Annotated in this window: 20 protein-coding genes and 1 pseudogene; 6 read left to right on the top strand and 15 right to left on the bottom strand. The window is 67.9% G+C overall.

Translation table 11 applies throughout. The features are described 5' to 3' along the window. Window positions 1–16 precede the first annotated feature (16 nt). Complete coding sequence (locus BLQ10_RS09630; RefSeq protein WP_018773429.1) at window positions 17–436, bottom strand: DUF3052 domain-containing protein; 420 nt, start codon at window positions 434–436, stop codon at window positions 17–19. Window positions 437–846: 410 nt separating this feature from the next. Here BLQ10_RS09630 and aceE point away from each other — a divergent pair, with 410 nt between their 5' ends. The 6 genes from aceE (at window position 847) to fabF (ending at window position 9,044) form a co-directional block, all read left to right on the top strand. Continuing rightward, on the top strand, window positions 847–3,627 hold the full coding sequence (gene aceE / locus BLQ10_RS09625) for a pyruvate dehydrogenase (acetyl-transferring), homodimeric type (RefSeq protein ID WP_175558552.1): 2,781 nt from the start codon (window positions 847–849) through the stop codon (window positions 3,625–3,627). 248 nt (window positions 3,628–3,875) lie between these two features. Beyond that, window positions 3,876–5,120: a PucR family transcriptional regulator gene (locus tag BLQ10_RS09620; protein ID WP_091561174.1), complete on the top strand. Its 1,245-nt coding sequence runs from the start codon at window positions 3,876–3,878 to the stop codon at window positions 5,118–5,120. A gap of 87 nt (window positions 5,121–5,207) precedes the next feature. Continuing rightward, on the top strand, window positions 5,208–6,137 hold the full coding sequence (locus BLQ10_RS09615) for an ACP S-malonyltransferase (protein WP_091561171.1): 930 nt from the start codon (window positions 5,208–5,210) through the stop codon (window positions 6,135–6,137). After that, window positions 6,134–7,195, top strand: coding sequence for a beta-ketoacyl-ACP synthase III (locus tag BLQ10_RS09610; protein ID WP_091561170.1), 1,062 nt, complete (start codon window positions 6,134–6,136; stop codon window positions 7,193–7,195). The genes BLQ10_RS09615 and BLQ10_RS09610 overlap by 4 nt, the downstream gene beginning before the upstream one ends. Window positions 7,196–7,394: 199 nt before the next feature. Continuing rightward, a complete protein-coding gene (locus BLQ10_RS09605; protein WP_091561168.1) occupies window positions 7,395–7,640 on the top strand; it encodes an acyl carrier protein in 246 nt (81 codons plus the stop codon). A 168-nt stretch (window positions 7,641–7,808) separates the two neighbouring features. Then, on the top strand, window positions 7,809–9,044 hold the full coding sequence (gene fabF, locus BLQ10_RS09600) for a beta-ketoacyl-ACP synthase II (protein ID WP_091561166.1): 1,236 nt from the start codon (window positions 7,809–7,811) through the stop codon (window positions 9,042–9,044). 121 nt (window positions 9,045–9,165) lie between these two features. On the opposite strand, the gene BLQ10_RS09595 is transcribed toward fabF, so the two are convergent. From BLQ10_RS09595 to rpsP, 14 genes and pseudogenes are all read right to left on the bottom strand, one after another. Beyond that, window positions 9,166–9,669, bottom strand: coding sequence for a DUF3145 domain-containing protein (locus BLQ10_RS09595; protein ID WP_091561164.1), 504 nt, complete (start codon window positions 9,667–9,669; stop codon window positions 9,166–9,168). A 303-nt stretch (window positions 9,670–9,972) separates the two neighbouring features. Beyond that, the gene (locus BLQ10_RS09590) at window positions 9,973–10,872 is read right to left on the bottom strand and encodes a tyrosine recombinase XerC (protein WP_091561162.1); all 900 of its coding nucleotides are present in this window, start codon (window positions 10,870–10,872) and stop codon (window positions 9,973–9,975) included. 114 nt (window positions 10,873–10,986) lie between these two features. Further along, window positions 10,987–12,174, bottom strand: coding sequence for a DNA-processing protein DprA (gene dprA / locus BLQ10_RS09585; protein ID WP_091561160.1), 1,188 nt, complete (start codon window positions 12,172–12,174; stop codon window positions 10,987–10,989). Window positions 12,175–12,221: 47 nt separating this feature from the next. Continuing rightward, window positions 12,222–13,769 carry a YifB family Mg chelatase-like AAA ATPase gene (locus tag BLQ10_RS09580; protein WP_091561158.1) on the bottom strand — a complete coding sequence of 516 codons (1,548 nt, stop codon included), beginning with the start codon at window positions 13,767–13,769 and terminating at the stop codon, window positions 12,222–12,224. Next, the gene (locus tag BLQ10_RS09575) at window positions 13,770–14,126 is read right to left on the bottom strand and encodes a YraN family protein (protein ID WP_091561157.1); all 357 of its coding nucleotides are present in this window, start codon (window positions 14,124–14,126) and stop codon (window positions 13,770–13,772) included. Window positions 14,127–14,288: 162 nt separating this feature from the next. Further along, a complete protein-coding gene (locus tag BLQ10_RS09570; protein WP_018773443.1) occupies window positions 14,289–14,615 on the bottom strand; it encodes a DUF2469 domain-containing protein in 327 nt (108 codons plus the stop codon). Between the two features lie 57 nt (window positions 14,616–14,672). Next, entirely contained in the window at window positions 14,673–15,338 is a 666-nt protein-coding gene (locus tag BLQ10_RS09565; protein WP_091561154.1) for a ribonuclease HII, read from the bottom strand. A gap of 10 nt (window positions 15,339–15,348) precedes the next feature. Beyond that, window positions 15,349–16,014, bottom strand: a pseudogene (gene lepB / locus BLQ10_RS09560) (signal peptidase I); the annotation flags it as partial. 477 nt (window positions 16,015–16,491) lie between these two features. Then, on the bottom strand, window positions 16,492–17,172 hold the full coding sequence (lepB, locus tag BLQ10_RS09550) for a signal peptidase I (RefSeq protein WP_091561152.1): 681 nt from the start codon (window positions 17,170–17,172) through the stop codon (window positions 16,492–16,494). A 131-nt stretch (window positions 17,173–17,303) separates the two neighbouring features. Further along, window positions 17,304–17,663 (bottom strand): 50S ribosomal protein L19, encoded by a 360-nt coding sequence (gene rplS, locus BLQ10_RS09545; RefSeq protein WP_090578701.1) that lies wholly within the window; start codon window positions 17,661–17,663, stop codon window positions 17,304–17,306. Window positions 17,664–17,898: 235 nt separating this feature from the next. Further along, a complete protein-coding gene (gene trmD, locus BLQ10_RS09540; RefSeq protein WP_091561150.1) occupies window positions 17,899–18,720 on the bottom strand; it encodes a tRNA (guanosine(37)-N1)-methyltransferase TrmD in 822 nt (273 codons plus the stop codon). Further along, window positions 18,721–19,335 carry a ribosome maturation factor RimM gene (gene rimM, locus BLQ10_RS09535; protein ID WP_091561147.1) on the bottom strand — a complete coding sequence of 205 codons (615 nt, stop codon included), beginning with the start codon at window positions 19,333–19,335 and terminating at the stop codon, window positions 18,721–18,723. Between the two features lie 122 nt (window positions 19,336–19,457). Beyond that, the gene (locus BLQ10_RS09530; protein WP_018773450.1) at window positions 19,458–19,700 is read right to left on the bottom strand and encodes an RNA-binding protein; all 243 of its coding nucleotides are present in this window, start codon (window positions 19,698–19,700) and stop codon (window positions 19,458–19,460) included. A gap of 1 nt (window position 19,701) precedes the next feature. Beyond that, on the bottom strand, window positions 19,702–20,127 hold the full coding sequence (gene rpsP / locus BLQ10_RS09525) for a 30S ribosomal protein S16 (RefSeq protein WP_026266438.1): 426 nt from the start codon (window positions 20,125–20,127) through the stop codon (window positions 19,702–19,704). Window positions 20,128–20,160 lie beyond the last annotated feature (33 nt).

The raw sequence follows: 20,160 nt of genomic DNA, 5'->3' as shown, positions 1-20,160 counted from the left end.
TGCTGGACCGCTTGGGTCACTTGTTCTTCCGCGTGACCAGCCGGGTGGCGCTCCAGTCCTTCGAGACGCCGGCGGACGTGGTGTAGTGGAGCCCCGCGGTGGGCGCGGCATCCTGGATGTCGGCCGGCGACACGTAGCCGTCCCGGCCGGACTTGGGAGTCAGGACCCAGACAACGCCGCCCTCGGTGAGAGTGGTCAGCGAATCGACCAGGGTGTCAACAAGGTCTCCGTCACCTGCCCGCCACCAGAGAATGGCGGCGTCGACCACCTCGTGATCGTCCTCGTCGAGAAGCTCAGAGCCCGTGAGATCTTCGATATCGTCTCGCAAGTCGAAGTCGACGTCGTCGTCATAACCGAATTCCTGAATCAGGTCCCCGTCTTTGAAACCCAGTTTCTCCGCCACATTTACCGAAGTAGCGGCGTCGGCCTCGCTCACGTGTTGCTCCTATGCTTTGTGAATTGCTTCATGTTTTCAATGGCACTAGTGATTTCCATTACTCCAAGCCAACACCCTTTGAGCTCTCGCTTCAAGCTGTTGGCACCGCGATCCGCCATATTCTGCGTCACACGGGGCGATCCGGAGGCTGCCGGGCAGCGCTTCGTCACACAACCAGTATGCCCGTGAAATACGGTGGCGGGTCCATGGGGCGGCTACGCATCCGCCAGCCCGCACGGCTAGAGTGGCAGGTGACGACTACGCCTGCGCGGGCAACCGCCCGGCTATTTACAGGCAGGCGTACCGTGATTGGACCTTGCCCGGCGCATACGACCGGGCTGTTGTAACCGATATGTCGCACACGACGCGTTCACGCCAGGCAGTCACCCTGCCCGGAGCTGAGGGTGCCGATGGATGCGCTCAAAGAGAGGTTGGACGTGGCTGCAGGAGAAGATACCTCCCATATCCTCAGCGGGTTGACAAACCAGCTGCCTGATCGTGATCCGGAAGAGACCGCCGAATGGCTGGAGTCCCTGGACACTTTGATTCAGGAACAGGGCACTGAACGTGCCCAGTACATTATGCGCAGCCTGCTCCAGCGGGCCGGGGCGCAGAGCGTGGGTGTTCCGATGGTCACCACCACGGACTACGTCAACACCATCCCGGTGGACCAGGAAGCGGAATTCCCGGGCGACGAGGAGATTGAACGCAAGTACCGCGCCTGGCTGCGCTGGAACGCCGCGGTCATGGTGCACCGGGCCCAGCGTGCGGATATCGGCGTCGGCGGCCACATCTCCACCTACGCCGGCGCCGCAACTCTCTACGAAGTCGGGTTCAACCACTTCTTCCGCGGCAAGGACCACCCCGGCGGCGGGGACCAGGTCTTCTTCCAGGGCCACGCCTCCCCCGGCATGTACGCCCGCGCCTTCATGGAAGGCCGGCTGAGCGAAGAGGACATGGACGGCTTCCGTCAGGAGAAGTCCAAGGAAGGGCATGCCCTTTCCTCCTACCCGCACCCGCGCCTCATGCCGGAATTCTGGGAATTCCCCACGGTCTCCATGGGCATCGGCCCGATGAACGCCATCTACCAGGCGCAGTCCAACCGGTACCTGCACAACCGCGGCATGAAGGACACCTCGGACCAGCAGGTCTGGGCGTTCCTGGGCGACGGCGAAATGGACGAGCCCGAGTCCCGCGGCCTGCTCCAGCTCGCGGCCAACGACAAGCTCGACAACCTTAACTTCGTCATCAACTGCAACCTCCAGCGCCTCGACGGACCGGTCCGCGGCAACGGCAAGATCATGCAGGAACTCGAGGCCTTCTTCCGCGGCGCCGGCTGGAACGTCATCAAGGTGGTCTGGGGCCGGGAGTGGGACAACTTGCTGGCCAAGGACGAGGACGGCTCGCTCGTCAAGATCATGAACGAGACCGTCGACGGCGATTACCAGACGTACAAGGCCGAGTCCGGCGCGTTCGTCCGCGAGCACTTCTTCGGCAAGACCCCGCAGACCAAGGAAATGGTCCAGGACCTGTCCGACGACGAGATCTGGAACCTCAAGCGCGGCGGTCACGACTACAACAAGGTTTACGCCGCCTACAAGGCCGCCACCGAGTTCAAGGGCAAGCCCACGGTCATCCTGGCCCACACGGTCAAGGGCTACGGCCTGGGTACGCACTTCGAGGGCCGCAACGCGACCCACCAGATGAAGAAGCTCACGATGGCCGACCTCAAGGCCTTCCGCGACCACCTGCGCATCCCGATCACGGACGAGCAGCTGGAAGCGGACCTCTACCGGCCGCCGTACTACCACCCCGGCATGGACTCCCCGGAGATCCAGTACCTGATGGGCCGCCGCAAGGAACTCGGCGGCTTCGTCCCCGAGCGGCGCTCCAAGCACGTGGACGTCACCCTCCCGGATGAGAAGGCCTACGAAGTCGCCAACCGCGGCTCCGGCAAACAGCATGCCGCCACGACCATGGCGTTTGTCCGCCTGCTCAAGGACCTCATGCGGGACAAGGAGTTCGGCAAGCGGATTGTGCCGATCATTCCGGATGAGGCCCGAACGTTCGGCATGGACGCGTTCTTCCCGACGGCGAAGATCTACAACCCGAACGGCCAGAACTACCTCTCCGTGGACCGCGAGCTCGTCCTGGCGTACAAGGAGTCCATCTCCGGCCAGATCGTGCACGCCGGCATCAACGAGGCCGGGTCCGTGGCAGCCTTCACCGCCGCCGGCACGTCCTACGCCACGCACGGCGAACCGCTCATCCCGGTCTACGTCTTCTACTCGATGTTCGGGTTCCAGCGCACGGGCGATTCCTTCTGGGCCGCCGCGGATCAGATGACCCGCGGGTTCATCATCGGCGCCACGGCCGGCCGCACCACGCTGACCGGCGAAGGCCTGCAGCACGCGGACGGGCACTCCCCCATGCTGGCGGCAACCAACCCGGCCGTCGTCACCTACGACCCGGCATACGGCTATGAGATCGGCGTCATTATGCGCGACGGCCTCAACCGGATGTACGGCCCCGGCCCGGCCGACAACGACCCGTCGCGGAACGTGATGTACTACATCACGGTCTACAACGAGCCGATCGTGCAGCCGCCGGCACCGGCGGAACTCGACGTCGAGGGCATCGTCAAGGGCATCTACCTGCTCGCACCGGCCAAGATTGACGGCCCGCGCACGCAGATCCTTGCCTCGGGCGTGTCCGTCCCCTGGGCCCTCGAAGCCCAGCGGGTCCTCGCCGAGGACTGGGGCGTCTCAGCGGACGTCTGGTCCGTGACCTCCTGGACCGAACTGCGCCGCGACGCCATGGCCGCTGAGGAAGACTCCTTCCTCAACCCCGGCCAGCCCGCCCGCGTCCCGTTCGTGACCCAGCAGCTCGCCGGCGCCACCGGCCCGATCGTGGCCGTCACCGACTACATGAAGGCCGTGCCGGACCAGATCCGCCAGTTCCTCCCGAACGAGTTTGCCTCGCTCGGCGCTGACGGCTTCGGCTTCTCGGACACCCGCGCCGCGGCACGCCGCTTCTTCAAGAACGACGTCCACTCGGTTGTGGTCCGTTCCCTGGAGATGCTGGCCCGTCGGGGCGAAGTGGATGCCCAGGCGCCCGCCCAGGCCATCGAGAAGTACCGCCTGCACAACGTCAACGCCGGCACCACCGGCAACGCGGGCGGCGACTCCTAACCCGACGCCCCCGCCCGGCCGTGAGGCCAGGCAGCCATGACCGACGGCGGCTCCTCTTTCGAAAGGTGGGGGGCCGCCGTCGGGCGTTTAAGCCCGCCGTCCCCCGCCGTCTCCCTCCGGGGGCCGGATCGGGGGCCGGGCCGTTGGCCGGGCCGTTGGCCGGGCCGTGGACGTTGTGATGCAGGACAACGGCAGTTGTAGCCTTCGCACAAATGGAGCTTGGACGGCGCGCCCCGTATGCTCAATGCATGGCAGAGCCGATCACCACTCCCGAAAAACGCAAGCCGGCCTCGAGGGCGATGACTCCGGAGAAGGCCGAGACCCTCAAGAAGCTCCGGGCCAGCGTGGGCCAGCTGTCGACGACGACGCTGCGCCAGTTGGAGAAATCCCTGCCGTGGTACAGCCGGCTGAACTCGGATGAACGTTCCGCCCTGGGCATGGTGGCCCAGAACGGCATCGCAGCCTTCGTCACATGGTACGAGCGGCCGAGCTCGCCGTCGTGGATCCTCTCCGACGTCTTCGGCACCGCGCCCACCGAGCTGACCCGCTCCATCAGCCTCCAGAAGGCGCTCCAGCTGATCCGGATCGTCGTGGAGGTCGTGGAGGACCAGGTCCCGGTCATCGCCCCGGAAGCGGACCAGGGGGCCCTCCGGGAAGCCGTGCTGCGCTATTCGCGGGAGGTCGCGTTCGCGGCCGCCGACGTCTACGCCCGCGCCGCGGAATCCCGCGGCTCCTGGGATACCCGCCTGGAGGCCCTGATTGTCGATGCCATCCTCCGCGGCGAAAACACGGACGCGCTGCGGTCCAGGATCGCGGCCCTGGGCTGGAAGGCGCAGGAACGCTTCACTGTGATGGTCGGGAATTCCCCGTCCGAACCAAGCGCCAGCTACGTCAGCGAACTGCGGCGCACCGCAGGGCGCTTCGCCGAGGACGCCCTTGTGGGGATCCAGGGCGACCGGCTCATCCTGATCCTCGGCGGGGTCCACGACCGGGAGACCGCGTACCTGAAGCTCAGCGAACTCTTTGCTCCCGGCCCGGTGGTCTACGGCCCGGAGGCCGGTTCCCTCCTGGAAGCCAGCGGCTCCGCCCAGTCAGCCTTCGCCGGCCTCACCGCGGCCCGGGCATGGCCTTCCGCGCCGCGCCCGGTGGCGGCCGATGACCTGCTCCCCGAGCGCGTCATCTCCGGCGACGACGCCGCCCGCCGCTCGCTGGTCAAGAACATCTACCGCCCGCTGCTGGCCGCCTCCAACGGGCTGGTGGAGACCTTGGGCACGTACCTCGAACTGGGCCATTCGCTCGAGGCGACGGCCCGCGAACTCTTCGTCCACGCCAACACGGTGCGCTACCGGCTCAAGCGCGTCTGCGACGTCACGGGCTGGGATCCGCTGCTGCCGCGGGAGGCGTTCGTGCTCCAGACCGCCCTCGTGGTGGGCCGGCTTTCGGCCCCGCCGAAGGCCCCCACGGAGCGGCAGCCTCCCCGCAACGGCTCCTGAACCGTTGTAGACTTCCTACAAACTGACCCAGTGAGCTTGGTGCATGAAAACACGAATGTTCACGCGGTAATTTGGAAAGCTGGTTACGTGCTTGCAATCGTCTGCCCTGGACAGGGCTCCCAGACCCCTGGTTTTCTGGCCCCCTGGCTGGAACTGCCACCCGTCGCAGGCCTCCTGGCCTCCCTCAGCGAAATAGCAGGCATCGACCTCACCGCCCACGGCACCACCTCCGATGAGGAGACCATCAAGGACACTGCGGTAGCGCAGCCCCTGATTGTCGCCGCAGGCCTGGTGACCGCAAAGTCACTGTTCGACGTCGAACTCGGCACGCTTCCGGTCATCCTTGCCGGCCACTCCGTCGGCGAAATCACCGCGGCCTCGCTCGCCGGTGTGCTGTCGGAAACCGAAGCCATGACGTTTGTCCGCGAACGAGCCAACAGCATGGCCGCCGCCGCTGCCGCCACCCCGACCGGCATGAGCGCCGTCGTGGGCGGCGACCCCGCGGACGTCCTGGCAGCCATTGGCGCCGCCGGGGCCACCGCCGCCAACGTCAACGGGGCCGGCCAGACCGTCGCCGCCGGCACCCTGGAGCAGCTCAAGGCCCTGGCGGAGAACCCGCCGGCCAAGGCCCGGGTCATTCCGCTGAAGGTCGCGGGCGCGTTCCACACCGCGCACATGGCCCCCGCCGGCGCGGCCCTGCAGGCCCTGCGCCCGTCGCTGCACCCCCAGAACCCGCAGGTACCGCTGCTGTCCAACTTCGACGGCGCGGAAGTCACCGACGGCGCTGCCGCCGTCGACAGCCTGATCGCCCAGGTGTCCCGTCCGGTCCGCTGGGACCTCTGCATGGAGACGATGGTGCAGCGCGGGGTAACCGGCGTGATCGAACTGGCTCCCGCCGGAACACTGGCCGGCCTGGCCAAGCGCGGCATGTCCGGCGTCAAGACCGTCACCGTCAAGACCCCGGACGACCTTTCCGCGGCCCTGGCCCTATTCGCAGAACTGGAGGGAGGGGCATGAGCGTTCCCACTTTGAAGCAGGCGCCCGTACAGGAAAACACCCGCATCATGGGTGTCGGCGCCTACCGGCCCAGCGTGATCGTGACCAACGATGACGTGTGCCAGTGGATCGATTCGTCGGATGAGTGGATCCGCCAGCGCACGGGCATCGTCACCCGGCACCGCGCGCCCGCCGATGTCAGCGTGATTGACATGGCCGAGGGTGCCGCACGTGAGGCGCTGCAAAAGGCCGGCATCGAGGCCTCCCAGCTCGGCGCCGTGATCGTTTCCACGGTCACCCACCCGTACGCGACCCCCTCCGCTGCCGCGAGCCTCGCCGACCGCCTCGGCGCGACGCCGGCCCCGGCCTTCGACATTTCCGCGGCGTGCGCCGGCTACTGCTACGGCATCGCCCAGGGCGACGCCCTGGTGCGCTCCGGCGCGGCCGCCTACGTCCTGGTCGTCGGTGCCGAGAAGCTCTCCGACGTCATCGACAACACGGAACGGACCATCTCCTTCCTGCTTGGCGACGGCGCGGGTGCCGTCGTGATCGGCCCCTCCGACACGCCGGGCATCGCCCCTTCAGTCTGGGGATCGGACGGCAGCAAGTGGGATGCCATCGGGATGACCCACTCCATGCTGGACATCCGCGAGCTCGCCCTGACCGGCAAGCACGGCGCCGCAATCAGCGATGCGGAAGCGGCAGTGACCGACGCGTCGCTGTGGCCCACCCTGCGCCAGGACGGCCAGACCGTCTTCCGCTGGGCCGTATGGGAGATGGCCAAGGTGGCCCAGCAGGCCTTGGATGCCGCCGGCATCCGGGCCGAGGACCTTGCCGCGTTCATCCCGCATCAGGCCAACATGCGCATCATTGACGAGATGGCCAAGAAGCTGCAGCTGCCCGAGACCGTCAAGATCGCCCGCGACATCGCCGACGCCGGCAACACGTCGGCGGCGTCCATCCCCCTGGCCACCCACCGCCTGCTTGAGGAAAACCCTGAGCTCAGCGGCGGGCTGGCGCTGCAGATCGGCTTCGGAGCCGGACTGGTCTTCGGCGCCCAGGTGGTCGTGCTTCCTTAGGCAGCCACCGCTTTTCTGAACTGAATACGTTCCGCCCGTTTTACCTTTGCACCGCATGTCCTGACTTTCAGGGCTCGCCCCATGCTGTGCTCAGCAAGCATTCCCGCACCAAGCCGAACCCTCGGTTTGAATCATTTCCGCCCACGACGGCCGGCATTCCACCGGCGGCCGGGGGCAACAACCAGAAAAGGAGCCATCAATGGCTAACAACGAAGAAATCCTGGCCGGCCTGGCTGAAATCGTCAACGAAGAGACCGGTCTGGCCACGGAGGCTGTCGAAATGGACAAGTCCTTCACCGAGGACCTGGACATCGACTCCATCTCGATGATGACCATCGTGGTCAACGCCGAAGAGAAGTTCGGCGTCCGCATCCCGGACGAAGAGGTCAAGAACCTCAAGACCGTCGGCGACGCCGTCAGCTTCATCGCCAACGCCCAGGCCTAGTCTGGCTTCCGCCGGCAACGGCGGACCCCGGTGCCCGGTCCGGGCGCTGCAGCAGTGCCCGGACCGGACCACCATCAATTTGCATGACCCCAAAGTTTTCCCTCGCAGGCCCCGGCCATCCCGTTCGCGGTTCCGGATACGGCAGGCGCACCGACAGAGAGTGATCCCATGGCACGCAAAGTAGTCATTACCGGTCTGGGTGCCACCACACCCATCGGCGGCGATGTCCCCACGATGTGGAAGAACGCGCTCAAGGGCGTCTCCGGCGCGCACACGCTTGAGGACGACTGGGTGGCAAAGTTCGAGCTGCCTGTCCACTTCGCCGCACGCGCCTCCACGCCCGCCCTCGATGTCCTGACCCGGGTCGAGGCCAAGCGCATGGACCCGTCCACGCAGTTCGCCGTTGTCGCAGCCCGCGAGGCGTGGGCCGACTCCGGCATCACCGAAATCGACCACGACCGTCTGGCGGTTGCCTTCGCGACCGGCATCGGCGGCGTCTGGACCCTTCTGGATGCTTGGGACACCCTGCGCGAAAAGGGCCCCCGCCGTGTCCTGCCCATGACCGTGCCCATGCTGATGCCCAACGGCCCGGCCGCGGCGGTAAGCCTGGACCTGGGAGCCCGCGCCGGTGCCCACACCCCCGTTTCCGCCTGCGCGTCCGGCACCGAGGCCGTGCACGTGGGCCTGGACCTGATCCGCGCCGGCAAGGCGGACGTCGTCGTCTGCGGCGGCGCCGAAGCCGCCATCCACCCGATGCCGATCGCCGCCTTCGCCTCCATGCAGGCACTCTCGCGCCGCAACGACGATCCCGAGCACGCCTCACGCCCCTACGACCGTGACCGCGACGGCTTCGTCATGGGCGAGGGCGCCGGTGCCCTGGTGCTCGAGGCCGAGGAACACGCCCTGGCCCGCGGCGCACGGATCTACGCGGAACTGGCCGGCACCTCGGTCACCGCCGACGCCTACCACATCACCGCCCCGGACCCCGAGGGTCTCGGCGCCACCCGCGCGCTGAAGGCTGCCATGTTCGACGGCCGCATCCAGCCCGAAGACATCGTCCACGTCAACGCGCACGCCACCTCCACCCCGGTCGGCGACAAGCCCGAGTACGCGGCCCTCAAGGCCGCCCTGGGCAAGCACGTGGACAGCGTCGCGGTCTCGGCCACCAAGTCCCAGATGGGGCACCTGCTTGGCGCCTCCGGTGCAGTGGAAGCCGTGCTGACCGTCATGGCCATCTACGACCGCAAGGCGCCGGCGACCATCAACCTCGAGAACCAGGATCCGGAAATCCCGCTCGACGTCGTCACGACGGCCCGCGACCTGCCCGCCGGCAGCATCGCCGCGCTGAGCAACTCGTTCGGTTTCGGCGGCCACAACGCCGTGATCGCGGTACGCAGCGTGTAGCTCCACCTGCCCGCAGCACGCCGAGATGACAGATGGCGGCAATGTTCTTCGTGAACATTGCCGCCATCTGCCTTTTGGCGCCTAGCTATGGAATTGCTGCGATGTAGCGCCTGGTGGGGCCCTAGCCGACCTGGTGGAGCCAGCGCACAGGGGCGCCTTCGGCGGCGTGCCGGAAGGGCTCGAGTTCCTCATCCCAGGCCTCACCGAGGGCGAGCGAGAGTTCGTGGTAGACGGCCGAGGGGTCGCCGGCGCCGGATTCGTAGGCGTAGCGGATGCGGTCCTCCGAAACCATGATGTTGCCGTGGACATCGGTGGTGGCGTGGAAGATCCCAAGCTCCGGGGTGTGCGACCAGCGGCCGCCGTCGACTCCCTGGCTGGGTTCTTCGGTGACTTCGTAGCGCAGGTGTGCCCAGCCGCGCAGAGCGGACGCCAATTGGGCCCCCGTGCCCGGCGCACCGGTCCACGACAGCTCGGCCCGGAACATTCCGGGCGCGGCAGGCTGAGCGGTCCACTCCAAGTCCGTCCGCTTGTCCACGACAGACCCTATGGCCCACTCGACGTGGGGGCACAAGGCAGTCGGGGCTGAGTGAACGAACAACACACCTCGGGTCAGTGCAACAGACATTCCATCCTCCATAGCTGTAGGTACGTCTTCCCCAACGACCTCTGCCTGGATGTCTGTCTGCTGCGCGGATCCGAAATAATGCCGGCGGCCCTGCCAGATTACCAATATACAACCGGGTTTGAAGCTGGGACGTGCTGCATTCCAGCTTCAAGTTCAACTTGAAACTTCCCGGGCGTGAGTTTTATTCTGCCCTACGCCTCCTAATTACGCCAGTGCGATTCGGCGCGTCTTATTCGGCGCGCCGCCCCCGTCTCCGCGGACCGGTTTCCGGGCCGGCCGGTACATCGCCGCGCCCCGCGATCCTCAGGCCCGGGGGTGCGCCTGCTGGTAGCTCTGCCGGAGTCTCTCGACCGACACGTGGGTGTAAATCTGTGTGGTGGCCAGGCTGCTGTGCCCGAGAATTTCCTGCACGGCACGCAGGTCCGCCCCGCCGTCGAGCAGGTGGGTCGCTGCGGAGTGCCGCAAGGCGTGCGGTCCGGTGGCGGCGGTGTCCCCCAGCCGCTCCAGCATCTCCTTGACCACGCTGCGGACCTGGCGCTGGTCCACCCTTCCGCCGCGCGCGCCCAGGAAGAGCGCGGGACCGCTGGTCCCGGTGGCGAGGGCCGGCCGGCCGCGGCGGAGCCAGTCGTCGACGGCGAGCGCCGCCGGCAGCCCGTAGGGCACCGTGCGTTCCTTGTTGCCCTTGCCGAGCACCCGGAGGGTCCTGCGGTCCGGGTCGAGGTCGTCGACGTCCATGCCGGCCAGCTCGCCAACCCGGACACCGGTGGCGTAGAGCAGCTCCACCATGGCGCGGTTGCGCAAGGCCAACGGACCCCCCTCGGCCGAAGCCAATGCGGCGTCGTCCACGAGCCGCCGGACCTGTTGCTGGTGCAGAACACCGGGCAGGGACTTCTCCCGCTTTGGGGCCTTGAGCCGCAGGGCGGGGTCGGCTTCGATCAGCTCCTCACGGACCGCCCAGGCGGTGAAGGCCCTGGCGGTGGCGGCGCGGCGGGCCAGGGTGGCGCGGGACTTGCCGGACTCGCTCTGGGCGCCAAGCCAGCGCCGGAGGGTTCCGAGCTCCAGCCCGGCAAGGTCCTGGACCCCCTCGGTTGCGGCGTGCGCCAGCAGGCTTTCGACGTCGGAGAGATAGGCCCGCACGGTATGGGCGGACCGGCCCCGCTCCGCTTCCAGGTAGCGGCCGAAGCGTGCGGCGGCAAGCTGCATGGCGGCAGGCAGCGCGGCGGGATCCTGTGTAGACACCCTCCTACTGTGGCAGTATTCCCGGGGCATTCAAGGAGCTGGTCGGCGAGCCGTGCCTTCCCTGCGGCGCTCATCACCTCAGTTCGCTTTCCCGAAGCGTTTCCAGCCGCCGTGCCGGGATTCGGCCAGGCCCAACAGTCCCAGCCTGCCGAGCCCGGCGCGGACCGAGTCCGGGCCCAGTCCTGCCACCGTGGCCAGCTTCTCGACCGAGCTGGTGGTGCGCAGCGGCAGGGCATCGAGCAGGATCAGGTCCTCCAGGGTCAGGCCGTCGTGGACCTCCGTCCGGCCTGCCTTCTCCGGGGGCATCGCCTCGCCGCTCGGGGAGGCGAGTTCCGCGATTTCCCCGGCATCCGTGACGCACACGGCCCCGCCTTCGCGCAGGAGCCGGTGGCAGCCGGCGGAGTTGGCGCTGTGGATGGATCCGGGCACGGCGCCCACGGCCCTGCCCAGGCTTTCGGCATGGTGGGCCGTGTTCAGGGCACCGGAGCGCCACCGGGCCTCGACGACGACCGTGACGGAGGCCAACGCCGCAATCAGGCGGTTACGTTGCAGGAACCGGTAACGGGTGGGCGCGGACCCGGGCGGCACCTCGGCCAGGACCGCGCCGTGGTCCGCCACAGCCCGGAGCAAGTCCTCATTGCCGGAGGGGTAGAAGCGGTCCACTCCCCCGGCCATGACGGCAATGGTTGGCACGCCGCCCGTGCTGCCGGCCAGGGCCGCCCTGTGGGCGTGGGCGTCAATCCCGTAGGCACCGCCGGAGACGATTGTGAAGCCACGCTGGGCCAGCGAGTACGCGAGGTCACCCGTCACCGAAGCCCCGTAGCTGGTGCTGTCCCGGGAGCCCACCAGGGCAATGGCCCTGGCCGCCGGGGGCAGTTCCTGCTCCACGCCGCGCCACCACAGGCAGATGGGCTCCTGCAGGCCGAGGTCGGCCAGCTGCCGCGGCCACAACTCATCCGCGGGAATGATGATCCGTCCACCGAGCCGCTGCATGGTGGCCAGGTCCCGCTCCGGTGCGAGGTCGGGCACGCGGGGCGTCCAACGCTTCAGTGCCTCGGTGAGTCCTGACCAGCCGCTGCCGGAGCCGCTGTCCGCCAGGATTCCGCTGATCTCCTGCTCGAGCCCGGGACCGGCTGTGAGCCCGCCGCTGGCGATCCGCAAGGCGTCCTGCGCTCCCGCGGCCTGCACCAGTGCCAGCGCCGCCGCGTCCTGCGGTTCGAACAGCCGGGACAGGGCGGCCCGGGCTGTTCGTTCGTCATCGATCATGGTGGTTCCTTTCGCAGGGCTGCGGGTGCGGTTTTGTGCCGGCAGGCTCAGGGTGAGGCGGCGGCGGCCTGGCGGAGGCCCAGCGCCTGCCCGACGTCGTCCCCGTCGGGCACGTCGCGCCGGGAGAGGTCCGCAAGGGTCCAGGCGAGGCGCAGCACGCGGTCGTAGCCGCGTGCGGTCAGCACACCGCGCTCCAGCGCGTAGTCCAGGATGCGGGTGGTGGGGGCATCGAGCCGGAGGGCCCCGCGCAGCAGCCGCCCCGGCACCTGCGCATTGGTTTCCATCCCAAACGGCAGCAGCCGGTCCAGCTGCCGGCCCCGGGCCGCCCGGACCCGTTCCGCGATGCTGGCGGTGCCCTCCTCGGGTGCAGGCTGCCCGAAGCCGGCGAGCGACACCCGCTCGACTTCGAGCTGGATATCGACCCGGTCCAGCAGCGGCCCGGACATCCGTGCTTGGTACCGGCGGCGCATGGTGGGGGTGCAGATGCAGTCCACCCCTTTGCCGGTTGCCTTGCCGCAGGGACAGGGGTTGGCCGCAAGGACCAGCTGAAACCGGGCGGGATAGGCCGCTGACCCGGCCGAGCGGTGAATGACCAGCTCACCGCTTTCCAGCGGCTGCCGCAGGGCGTCCAGGACGCCGCGGTCATACTCCGGGGCTTCGTCCAGGAAGAGCACTCCGCGGTGTGCACGGGACGCTGCCCCGGGCCGCGGCAGCCCGGACCCGCCGCCGATGATGGCCACCGCGGTCGCGGTGTGGTGCGGGTTCTCATAAGGCGGCCGGCGCAGCAGCTGCACGGAGCCCGACGGCAGCGAACACAGGGAGTGGATGGCGGTGACCTCCATTGCCTCGGTGTCGCCCAGGTCCGGCAGCAGGCCCGGCAGCCGCTCGGCGAGCATGGTCTTCCCGGCGCCGGGCGGTCCGGTCAGCAGCAGGTGGTGGGCACCGGCAGCGGCCACCTCCAAGGCGCGCCGCGCCGCTGCCTGTCCGGAGACATCGCACATGTCCGGCGGTAGAACAGGACCGGTGCCTGTACCGGGGCCGTCCGTGTCATCCGGCTCGGGTTCAAAGTCGAGGGCGAGGTCCTGCGGGTCCGCGCCGCAGTCGAACGCGAGCCGGGCCAGTGTGGCGTAGCCCCGGACCTGTGCGCCGGGGACGAGCTCGGCCTCCGCCACGTTGGCGCGGGCCACGACGACCTCGGGGTAGCCGGCCCGTACCGCGGCCATCACGGCCGGAAGGATGCCCCGCACGGGCCGCAGCCGGCCGTCCAGGCCGAGCTCGGCGATAAAGACGGTGCGGCCCGTGGCCCGGATGTCGTTCGCCGCCAGCAGCACGGCCATGGCGATGGCGAGGTCGAAGCCCGAGCCGCGTTTGGGCAGGGACGCCGGGATGAGGTTGGCCGTGATCTTCCGGCGGCTCAGCGGGATCCCCGAGTTCTGGGCCGCGGAGCGGATCCGTTCCTTGGCCTCGTTCAGTGAGGCGTCCGGCAGGCCCAGGATCACGAACGCCGGCAGGGTCTGGCCGATGTCGGCCTCGACCTCCACGATGTAGCCGTTGAGGCCCACCAGGGCGACGGAGTAGGTCCGGCCCAGCGCCATCTACCCCACCCCCCTGAGGTGCTCGACGGCGGGCTCGCCGGTGCCGTCGTCCAGCACGGCGATCACGTCCACGCGGCACGGCGGCATGCGCAGCCCCTGGACCCGGCACCACGCCGACGCCAGCCGGTGGAGCCTGGCCAGCTTGTCCGCGCCGACGGCCTCGAAGGGATGCCCGTACGCGAGGGACTTCCGGGTTTTCACCTCGGCGATGACCAGCGCGTCGCCGTCGAGCGCGACAATGTCGATCTCGCCCTCGGGACAGCGCCAGTTCCGCTCCACGATCCGCATACCGACCGATTCGAGATACCCGGCGGCGAGTTCCTCCCCGCGCCGGCCCAGCACATCCTTGGCTCTCATCACAACAGCGTGGAGTACCGCTACGGACGAACACAGGACACACTTTGGCTATGTGGGAAACCCGTGCGCAAACCGGCGTGGGAAACCGCAGCCCGGCCCATGTGGAGGAAGAGTCGCGGAACCCGGCGGACGGCCGGCTGCCGCGACGGATCACGCGAAGGATCAGTTGCCCAGGTCCTCCACCTTGGGCAGGGCGAGTTCCTCGCTGCGCGGCAATTCCTCGACATTGACGTCCTTGAACGTGATGACGCGGACGCTCTTGACGAACCGGGCGGAGCGGTAGACGTCCCACACCCAGGCGTCCTGCAGGGTCAGGTCGAAGTAGACCTCGCCATCGGCGCTGCGGGCCTGGAGGTCAACGTGGTTGGCAAGGTAGAAACGCCGTTCGGTCTCGACCACATAGCTGAACAGCCCGACGACGTCGCGGTATTCGCGGTAGAGCTGCAGCTCCATGTCGGTCTCATAGTTTTCAAGGTCCTCGGCACTCATGGTTCCATCTTGCACCATCCGGCGCCGGCCGCGCGCCACCGGCGGCCGGCGCCAGCCCTAGAGCAGCTGCCAGCTGACCCGGTGGTACGGCGTGGGACCGGCGCTCCGCAGCGCCTCCTTGTGCGCTGCGGTGCCGTAGCCCTTGTTCTCGTCCCAGCCGTAGGCCGGGTATTGGGTGTGCAGCTCGCACATCATGGTGTCGCGCTCGACCTTCGCGAGGATGCTGGCCGCGGCGACGCTGAGGCACTGCATGTCGGCTTTCACCAGGGTGTGCACCGGGGCGTCGCAGCCGGGTTCGGCGGGAGCTTCGTCAAACAATGAGGGCTGGAGATCGGGCGAGAGCCAGTTGTGGCTGCCGTCCAGCAGGACCACCTCGGGCCGGATGCCGGCGGCGAGGACGGCGAACCAGGCCCGGTTGCCGGCAAGCCGGAGGGCGCCGATGATGCCGAACTCGTCAATCTCGTTCGCGGACGCGTGTCCCACGGCGGAGGCGACGCACCACTCCCGCACCAGCGGCACCAGCCGCTCCCGGTCCGCGACCTTGAGCAGCTTGCTGTCCCGGACATCGGCCAGGAGCTTCTGCTGCTGCAGGTCCACGACGGCGATCCCCACGCTGACGGGGCCGGCGAGGGCACCGCGGCCGACCTCGTCGATGCCCGCGAGAAGCCGGGCGCCGGAGCTGCGGAAGCGGCGTTCGTAGTCGAGGGTGGGGGCGACGGACATAACGGGCGGCTTACTTTCCGGCCGGGGCAGGGACGCTGCGGAAGACGTCCGGATAGTTGTCGAGGGCCGCTATCCGGTTCAGCGGCCACGCGATGACGGCGGCCTTGCCTTCGATGTCGGCCTCGTTGACGAAGCCGCCGTTGGTATCCATATGGGCGCGTGAATCCGCGGAGTGGTTGCGGTTGTCGCCCATGACCCAGACCTTGCCCGCAGGCACGATGACGTCGAAGTCGCGGACCTGGGGAATCTCCGCGGAATTGATGTACTTCTCGTCCAGCGGCGCGCCGTTGACGGTGAGCTGTCCGCCGGCGTCGCAGCAGACGACGTGGTCGCCGGGGAGCCCGATGACGCGCTTGACCAGGTGCTGTTCCGAGTTGTCCGGAAGCAAACCGACGAACGTCAGCCCGTCCTGCACCCAGGTAAACGGACCCTTCGTCTTCTGGACTGCGGGGGCAAGCCAGCCCTGGCTGTCCCTGAACACCACAACGTCCCCGCGTTGGAGCGCCATGGGCTCCGGCACGAGGAGGTTCACGAAGATGCGGTCGTTCACATCGAGGGTGTTGACCATGGATTCGGAGGGGATGTAGAAGGCCCGGAACAGGAAGGTCTTGATCAGGAAGGACAGCACGATCGCCACGATGACCACCGTGGCAACCTCCTTCAGCCACAGGAAGAGCGGGCTGTGCCCCTCACGGGCTTTGGCCTTCCTGGCCCGGCGCGAGGACGCATCTGCGTGGGCGGGACCGGCGGGCCGGCCCCTCTCGCTCCGGTCCCTGTCGCTCCGATCAGCCCGCTGCGCCCCGGCGCTTTCGTCCTGCGACGCCGACGCCGACGCCGGCCCGGCAGCAGGCGCCGCAGCCCCCGCGTCCGGCGTCCCAGCCGGCGCGCCAGCTGGCGCATCCGCCGCGGCACCGGCGAAGGCTCCGGCACCCGTACCCGCGCCCGTACCCGCACCATGGCCGGCTCCCGCGCCATGGCCGGCTCCCGCGCCATGGCCGGCTCCCGCGCCGGGGGCGTGCTCGTCCGCGACCCGTGCCTGCGGCAGCCGGGTGGTGGGGTGCTCCGCCGGCTCGTCCCCCGGGATCGCCGAGGCGGTAACCCGGGGTCGGTCCTGGCCCTGCGGATCAGGAGTGCGCGGTTCGGTCTCGGGCATCTACTGTCCGTTCGTCGTCGTCGTTGTCGCAGCCGGTTCGGGCCGCGCTACTGCTGCAAATCTATCAAGCGGCCAGATGATCTGTACCGGCCTGCCAATGACGCGCTCCAGCGGCACCATGCCGCCGCCGGGGGCGCCCAGGAGGCTCCGGGAATCGGCCGACAGGGAGCGGTGGTCCCCCAGGAGCCAAAGCCGCCCGGCGGGCACCTCAACAGCGAACTTCACATCGCTCGGGCTGTCCCCCGGATACAAGTACGGTTCCGCAACTTGCTGGCCGTTGACTGTGAGCCGGCCGCCGGCATCGCAACAGACCACGCGGTCGCCGGGCAGTCCGATGATGCGCTTGACATACGTGGTGTCGCTGCCCGCGAGGCCGAGCCAGCGTCCGGCTTCGGCGAGGGCATCCACCACGGGGCCGTTGCCGCTGTTGAGCGGGGCGAAGGAGCCGCGGCCGTCAAAGACGACGACGTCCCCCCGGCCCAGGGGTTCAGCCTGGAAGCCGGTCCGTGCCACCAGGATCCGGTCCCCGGTGTGCAGGAGCGGTTCCATGGAGGCGGACGGGATGAAGAAGATGTCCACCCACAGTGAGCGGACCACGGCGCTGATGGCCACGGCGAGCACCAGGGCCAGCAACGCAAAACGCCAGCCCGGTTTCCTGGGCTGGCGTTTTGGCTGTTCCATGTTCCGTATCCCCTGGCGCTGTTGTGAACTAAATTGCGCTGTTGCGGATAGCTCCGGCGCCGCACTAGCTGACGCACCGGGTACGGTCCGTGGACCCGCGGTGGAAGACTGCCTTAGAAGTCTGGGAAGTCTTACTTGGCAGGCTGGAAGTCGCGCTTTTCCTTGATCTTCGCGGCCTTACCACGCAGGTTACGCATGTAGTAAAGCTTGGCGCGGCGCACGTCACCCTTGGAGACGAGCTCGATCTTGTCGATGATCGGGGAGTGCACCGGGAAGGTACGCTCTACGCCGACACCGAAGGAGACCTTGCGGACGGTGAAGGTTTCGCGGACGCCATCGCCGTGGCGGCCCAGGACGAAGCCCTGGAAGACCTGGACGCGGGAGTTCTTGCCTTCGATGATGTTCACGTGAACCTTGATGGTGTCACCCGCGCGGAACTCGGGAACATCGGTGCGCAGCGAGGCTGCATCTACGGAATCGAGGATATGCATTGATCCACTCCTGGTGAACGCCACAGGTCACTCACGTTGGGTTACGGCGGCCAAGCCCGGGGGCAGATGCCCCCCGGAAATATCCGCCGAAAGTTTGTCAATCCGGCCCTGTCAGGAATAGACGGGACCGGGGTGCCGGGCTGTTGGTAGCGCTCCCCCTGTGGCAGGTTCGCAACCCAGCAGGCACAAGGACTAATTTTGCCACATTTTGTGCGGGTTAGCCCAATCCCGGCGGTTAGGCGTCGGGACGGCGCACCAGGTGGCCGTCGACGACGTCGTACCCCAGGTCAGCGAACGCCGCGCCGTCCGCGCGGGGCAGCTTGCCGGCGTCGAACTCCACGAGCAGGTCGGGGCGGCGTTCGGCGGTGCGCCGGTACTGCTCGTGCCTGCGCCACTGGGCAATCTTGCCGTGGTTGCCGCTCAGCAGCACCGCCGGGACGTCCCGGTCCCGCCAGCTGGAAGGCTTGGTGTAGACGGGGTACTCGAGCAGCCCGTCCGAGTGGGACTCCTCCACGAGGGACTCGGGGTTGCCGACGACGCCGGGCAGCAGCCGCCCAATGGCCTCAACCATGGCCAGCACGGCGACTTCGCCGCCGTTGAGGACGTAGTCCCCCAGGCTCATCGGCCGCACCGTGAAGTGGTCCGCGGCCCATTCCAGGACCCGTTCGTCGATGCCTTCATAGCGTCCGCAGGCGAACACCAGCTGGTCTTCCTCCGCCAGTTCGTGCGCGGTGGCCTGGGTGAAGCGCTCCCCCGCCGGCGACGGGACAATCAGTACCGGTTTGCCCGCAGATCCGGAAGCGCCGGGTGCGCCGGCGTCTTCGGACCGCCCTGCTGCCACGGCGGTGAGGGCCTGCGCCCACGGCTCGGGCTTCATGACCATGCCGGCGCCGCCGCCGTACGGGGTGTCATCCACCGTCCGGTGCCGGTCGGTGGTGAACTCCCGCAGGTCATGGACCCTCAGGTCCAGCAGGCCATCCTGGCGGGCCTTGCCGATCAGCGACAGCTCCAGCGGGGCCAGGTACTCCGGAAAGATGCTGACGACGTCGATTCTCATCTACGCCTTGCCCTGCTCTTCGGGGTTCCGGGCGGCGGTGTCCTGCTCTTCCGTGCCCAGCGCTTCAGAGTTCTGGTCTTCAGGGTTCTGGTCTTGGGGGGCCTCGTCGGTGTTGACCTCGAACAGTCCGGGCGGCGGGGTGACGAGGACGTACCTTTCACCCACGTTGACCTCGGGCACAATCTGCTCCACGAACGGGACCAGGACTTCCTTGCCGTCATCCGTGGTGACCACCAGCAAGTCCTGGACGGGCAGGGTGTGCAGTGCTGAGACCTTGCCGACCACGTTGCCGCCCACCCGGACGTCCAGGCCCACGAGCTCGTGCTCGTACCAGCCCTCATCGTCGTCGGCGCCGATTTCTTCGGTTTCGATGAACAGTTTGGCGCCGCGGAGCGTCTCGGCGTCGTTGCGGGTCTCGATCTCGTCGAAGGCCAGCAAGAGGATGTCCTTGTTCCAGCGGGCGCTGAACACCGTCAGCGGCCCGGCGGAGGCGGGTTCCACGATGAACTGCGTGCCGGGGACAAAACGGTCGCCGGGCGCGTCGGTGAGCACCTGGACGGTCACTTCGCCGCGGATGCCGTGGGGCTTGCCGATTCGTGCCACCTGGAGCTGCATCTGTTCCTCTGTTCGGGGTTGGTGATTCTGTAGGTCTGGTGCGTAAATACGGGAAAACAGTTCGGCCCCTCCACCATGATCTGGTGAAGGGGCCGGACTCAAGACAAGTAGTGCTGAAAGCGTTACCGGCGGCGGTCGGTGTCGACGACGTCGACCCTGACCGGCTCGCCGTCCGCCAGCGCCGCAACCACAGTGCGCAATGCGCGTGCGGTCCGGCCCTGCCGGCCGATCACCCGTCCGAGGTCGTCCTGATGAACGCGCACCTCGAGGGTTTCCCCGCGGCGGTTGTTCTTCGCACTGACCTTGACGTCCTCAGGGCTGTCAACAATCCCGCGGACCAGGTGTTCGAGCGCTTCTGCCAGCAATTTACTCAGCCTCGGTGGTCTCTGCTTCAGCGGCGTCGGCGGGAGCCTCGGCAGCTTCGTCCTTCTTGGCCTTCTTGGTGATGGCTTCCGGGATGATCACGGAACCCTTTTCCGGGGTAACGAAGGCAGCCTTGGGAGCCTTGGTCTTCAAGGTTCCCTCCTGGCCCGGGAGACCCTTGAACTTCTGCCAGTCACCGGTGATCTTCAGGATCGCGGCAACCTGCTCGGACGGCTGTGCGCCGACGCCGAGCCAGTACTGGGCACGGTCCGTGTCGACCTCGATGTACGAGGGCTCTTCGGTCGGGTGGTACTTGCCGATCTCTTCGATGGCACGGCCATCACGCTTGGAGCGTGAGTCCATGACGACGATGCGGTAGTACGGTGCGCGCATCTTACCGAAGCGCTTAAGGCGAATCTTTACGGCCACTTTTGTGGTCACTCCTGTTTCTGAAACGGGGTC

It is taken from the genome of Arthrobacter sp. ok362 (assembly GCF_900102785.1).
Taxonomy (GTDB): domain Bacteria; phylum Actinomycetota; class Actinomycetes; order Actinomycetales; family Micrococcaceae; genus Arthrobacter.
The sequence above is the reverse complement of the archived record's forward strand: the minus strand, read 5'-3'. Positions and strand labels throughout refer to the sequence as shown.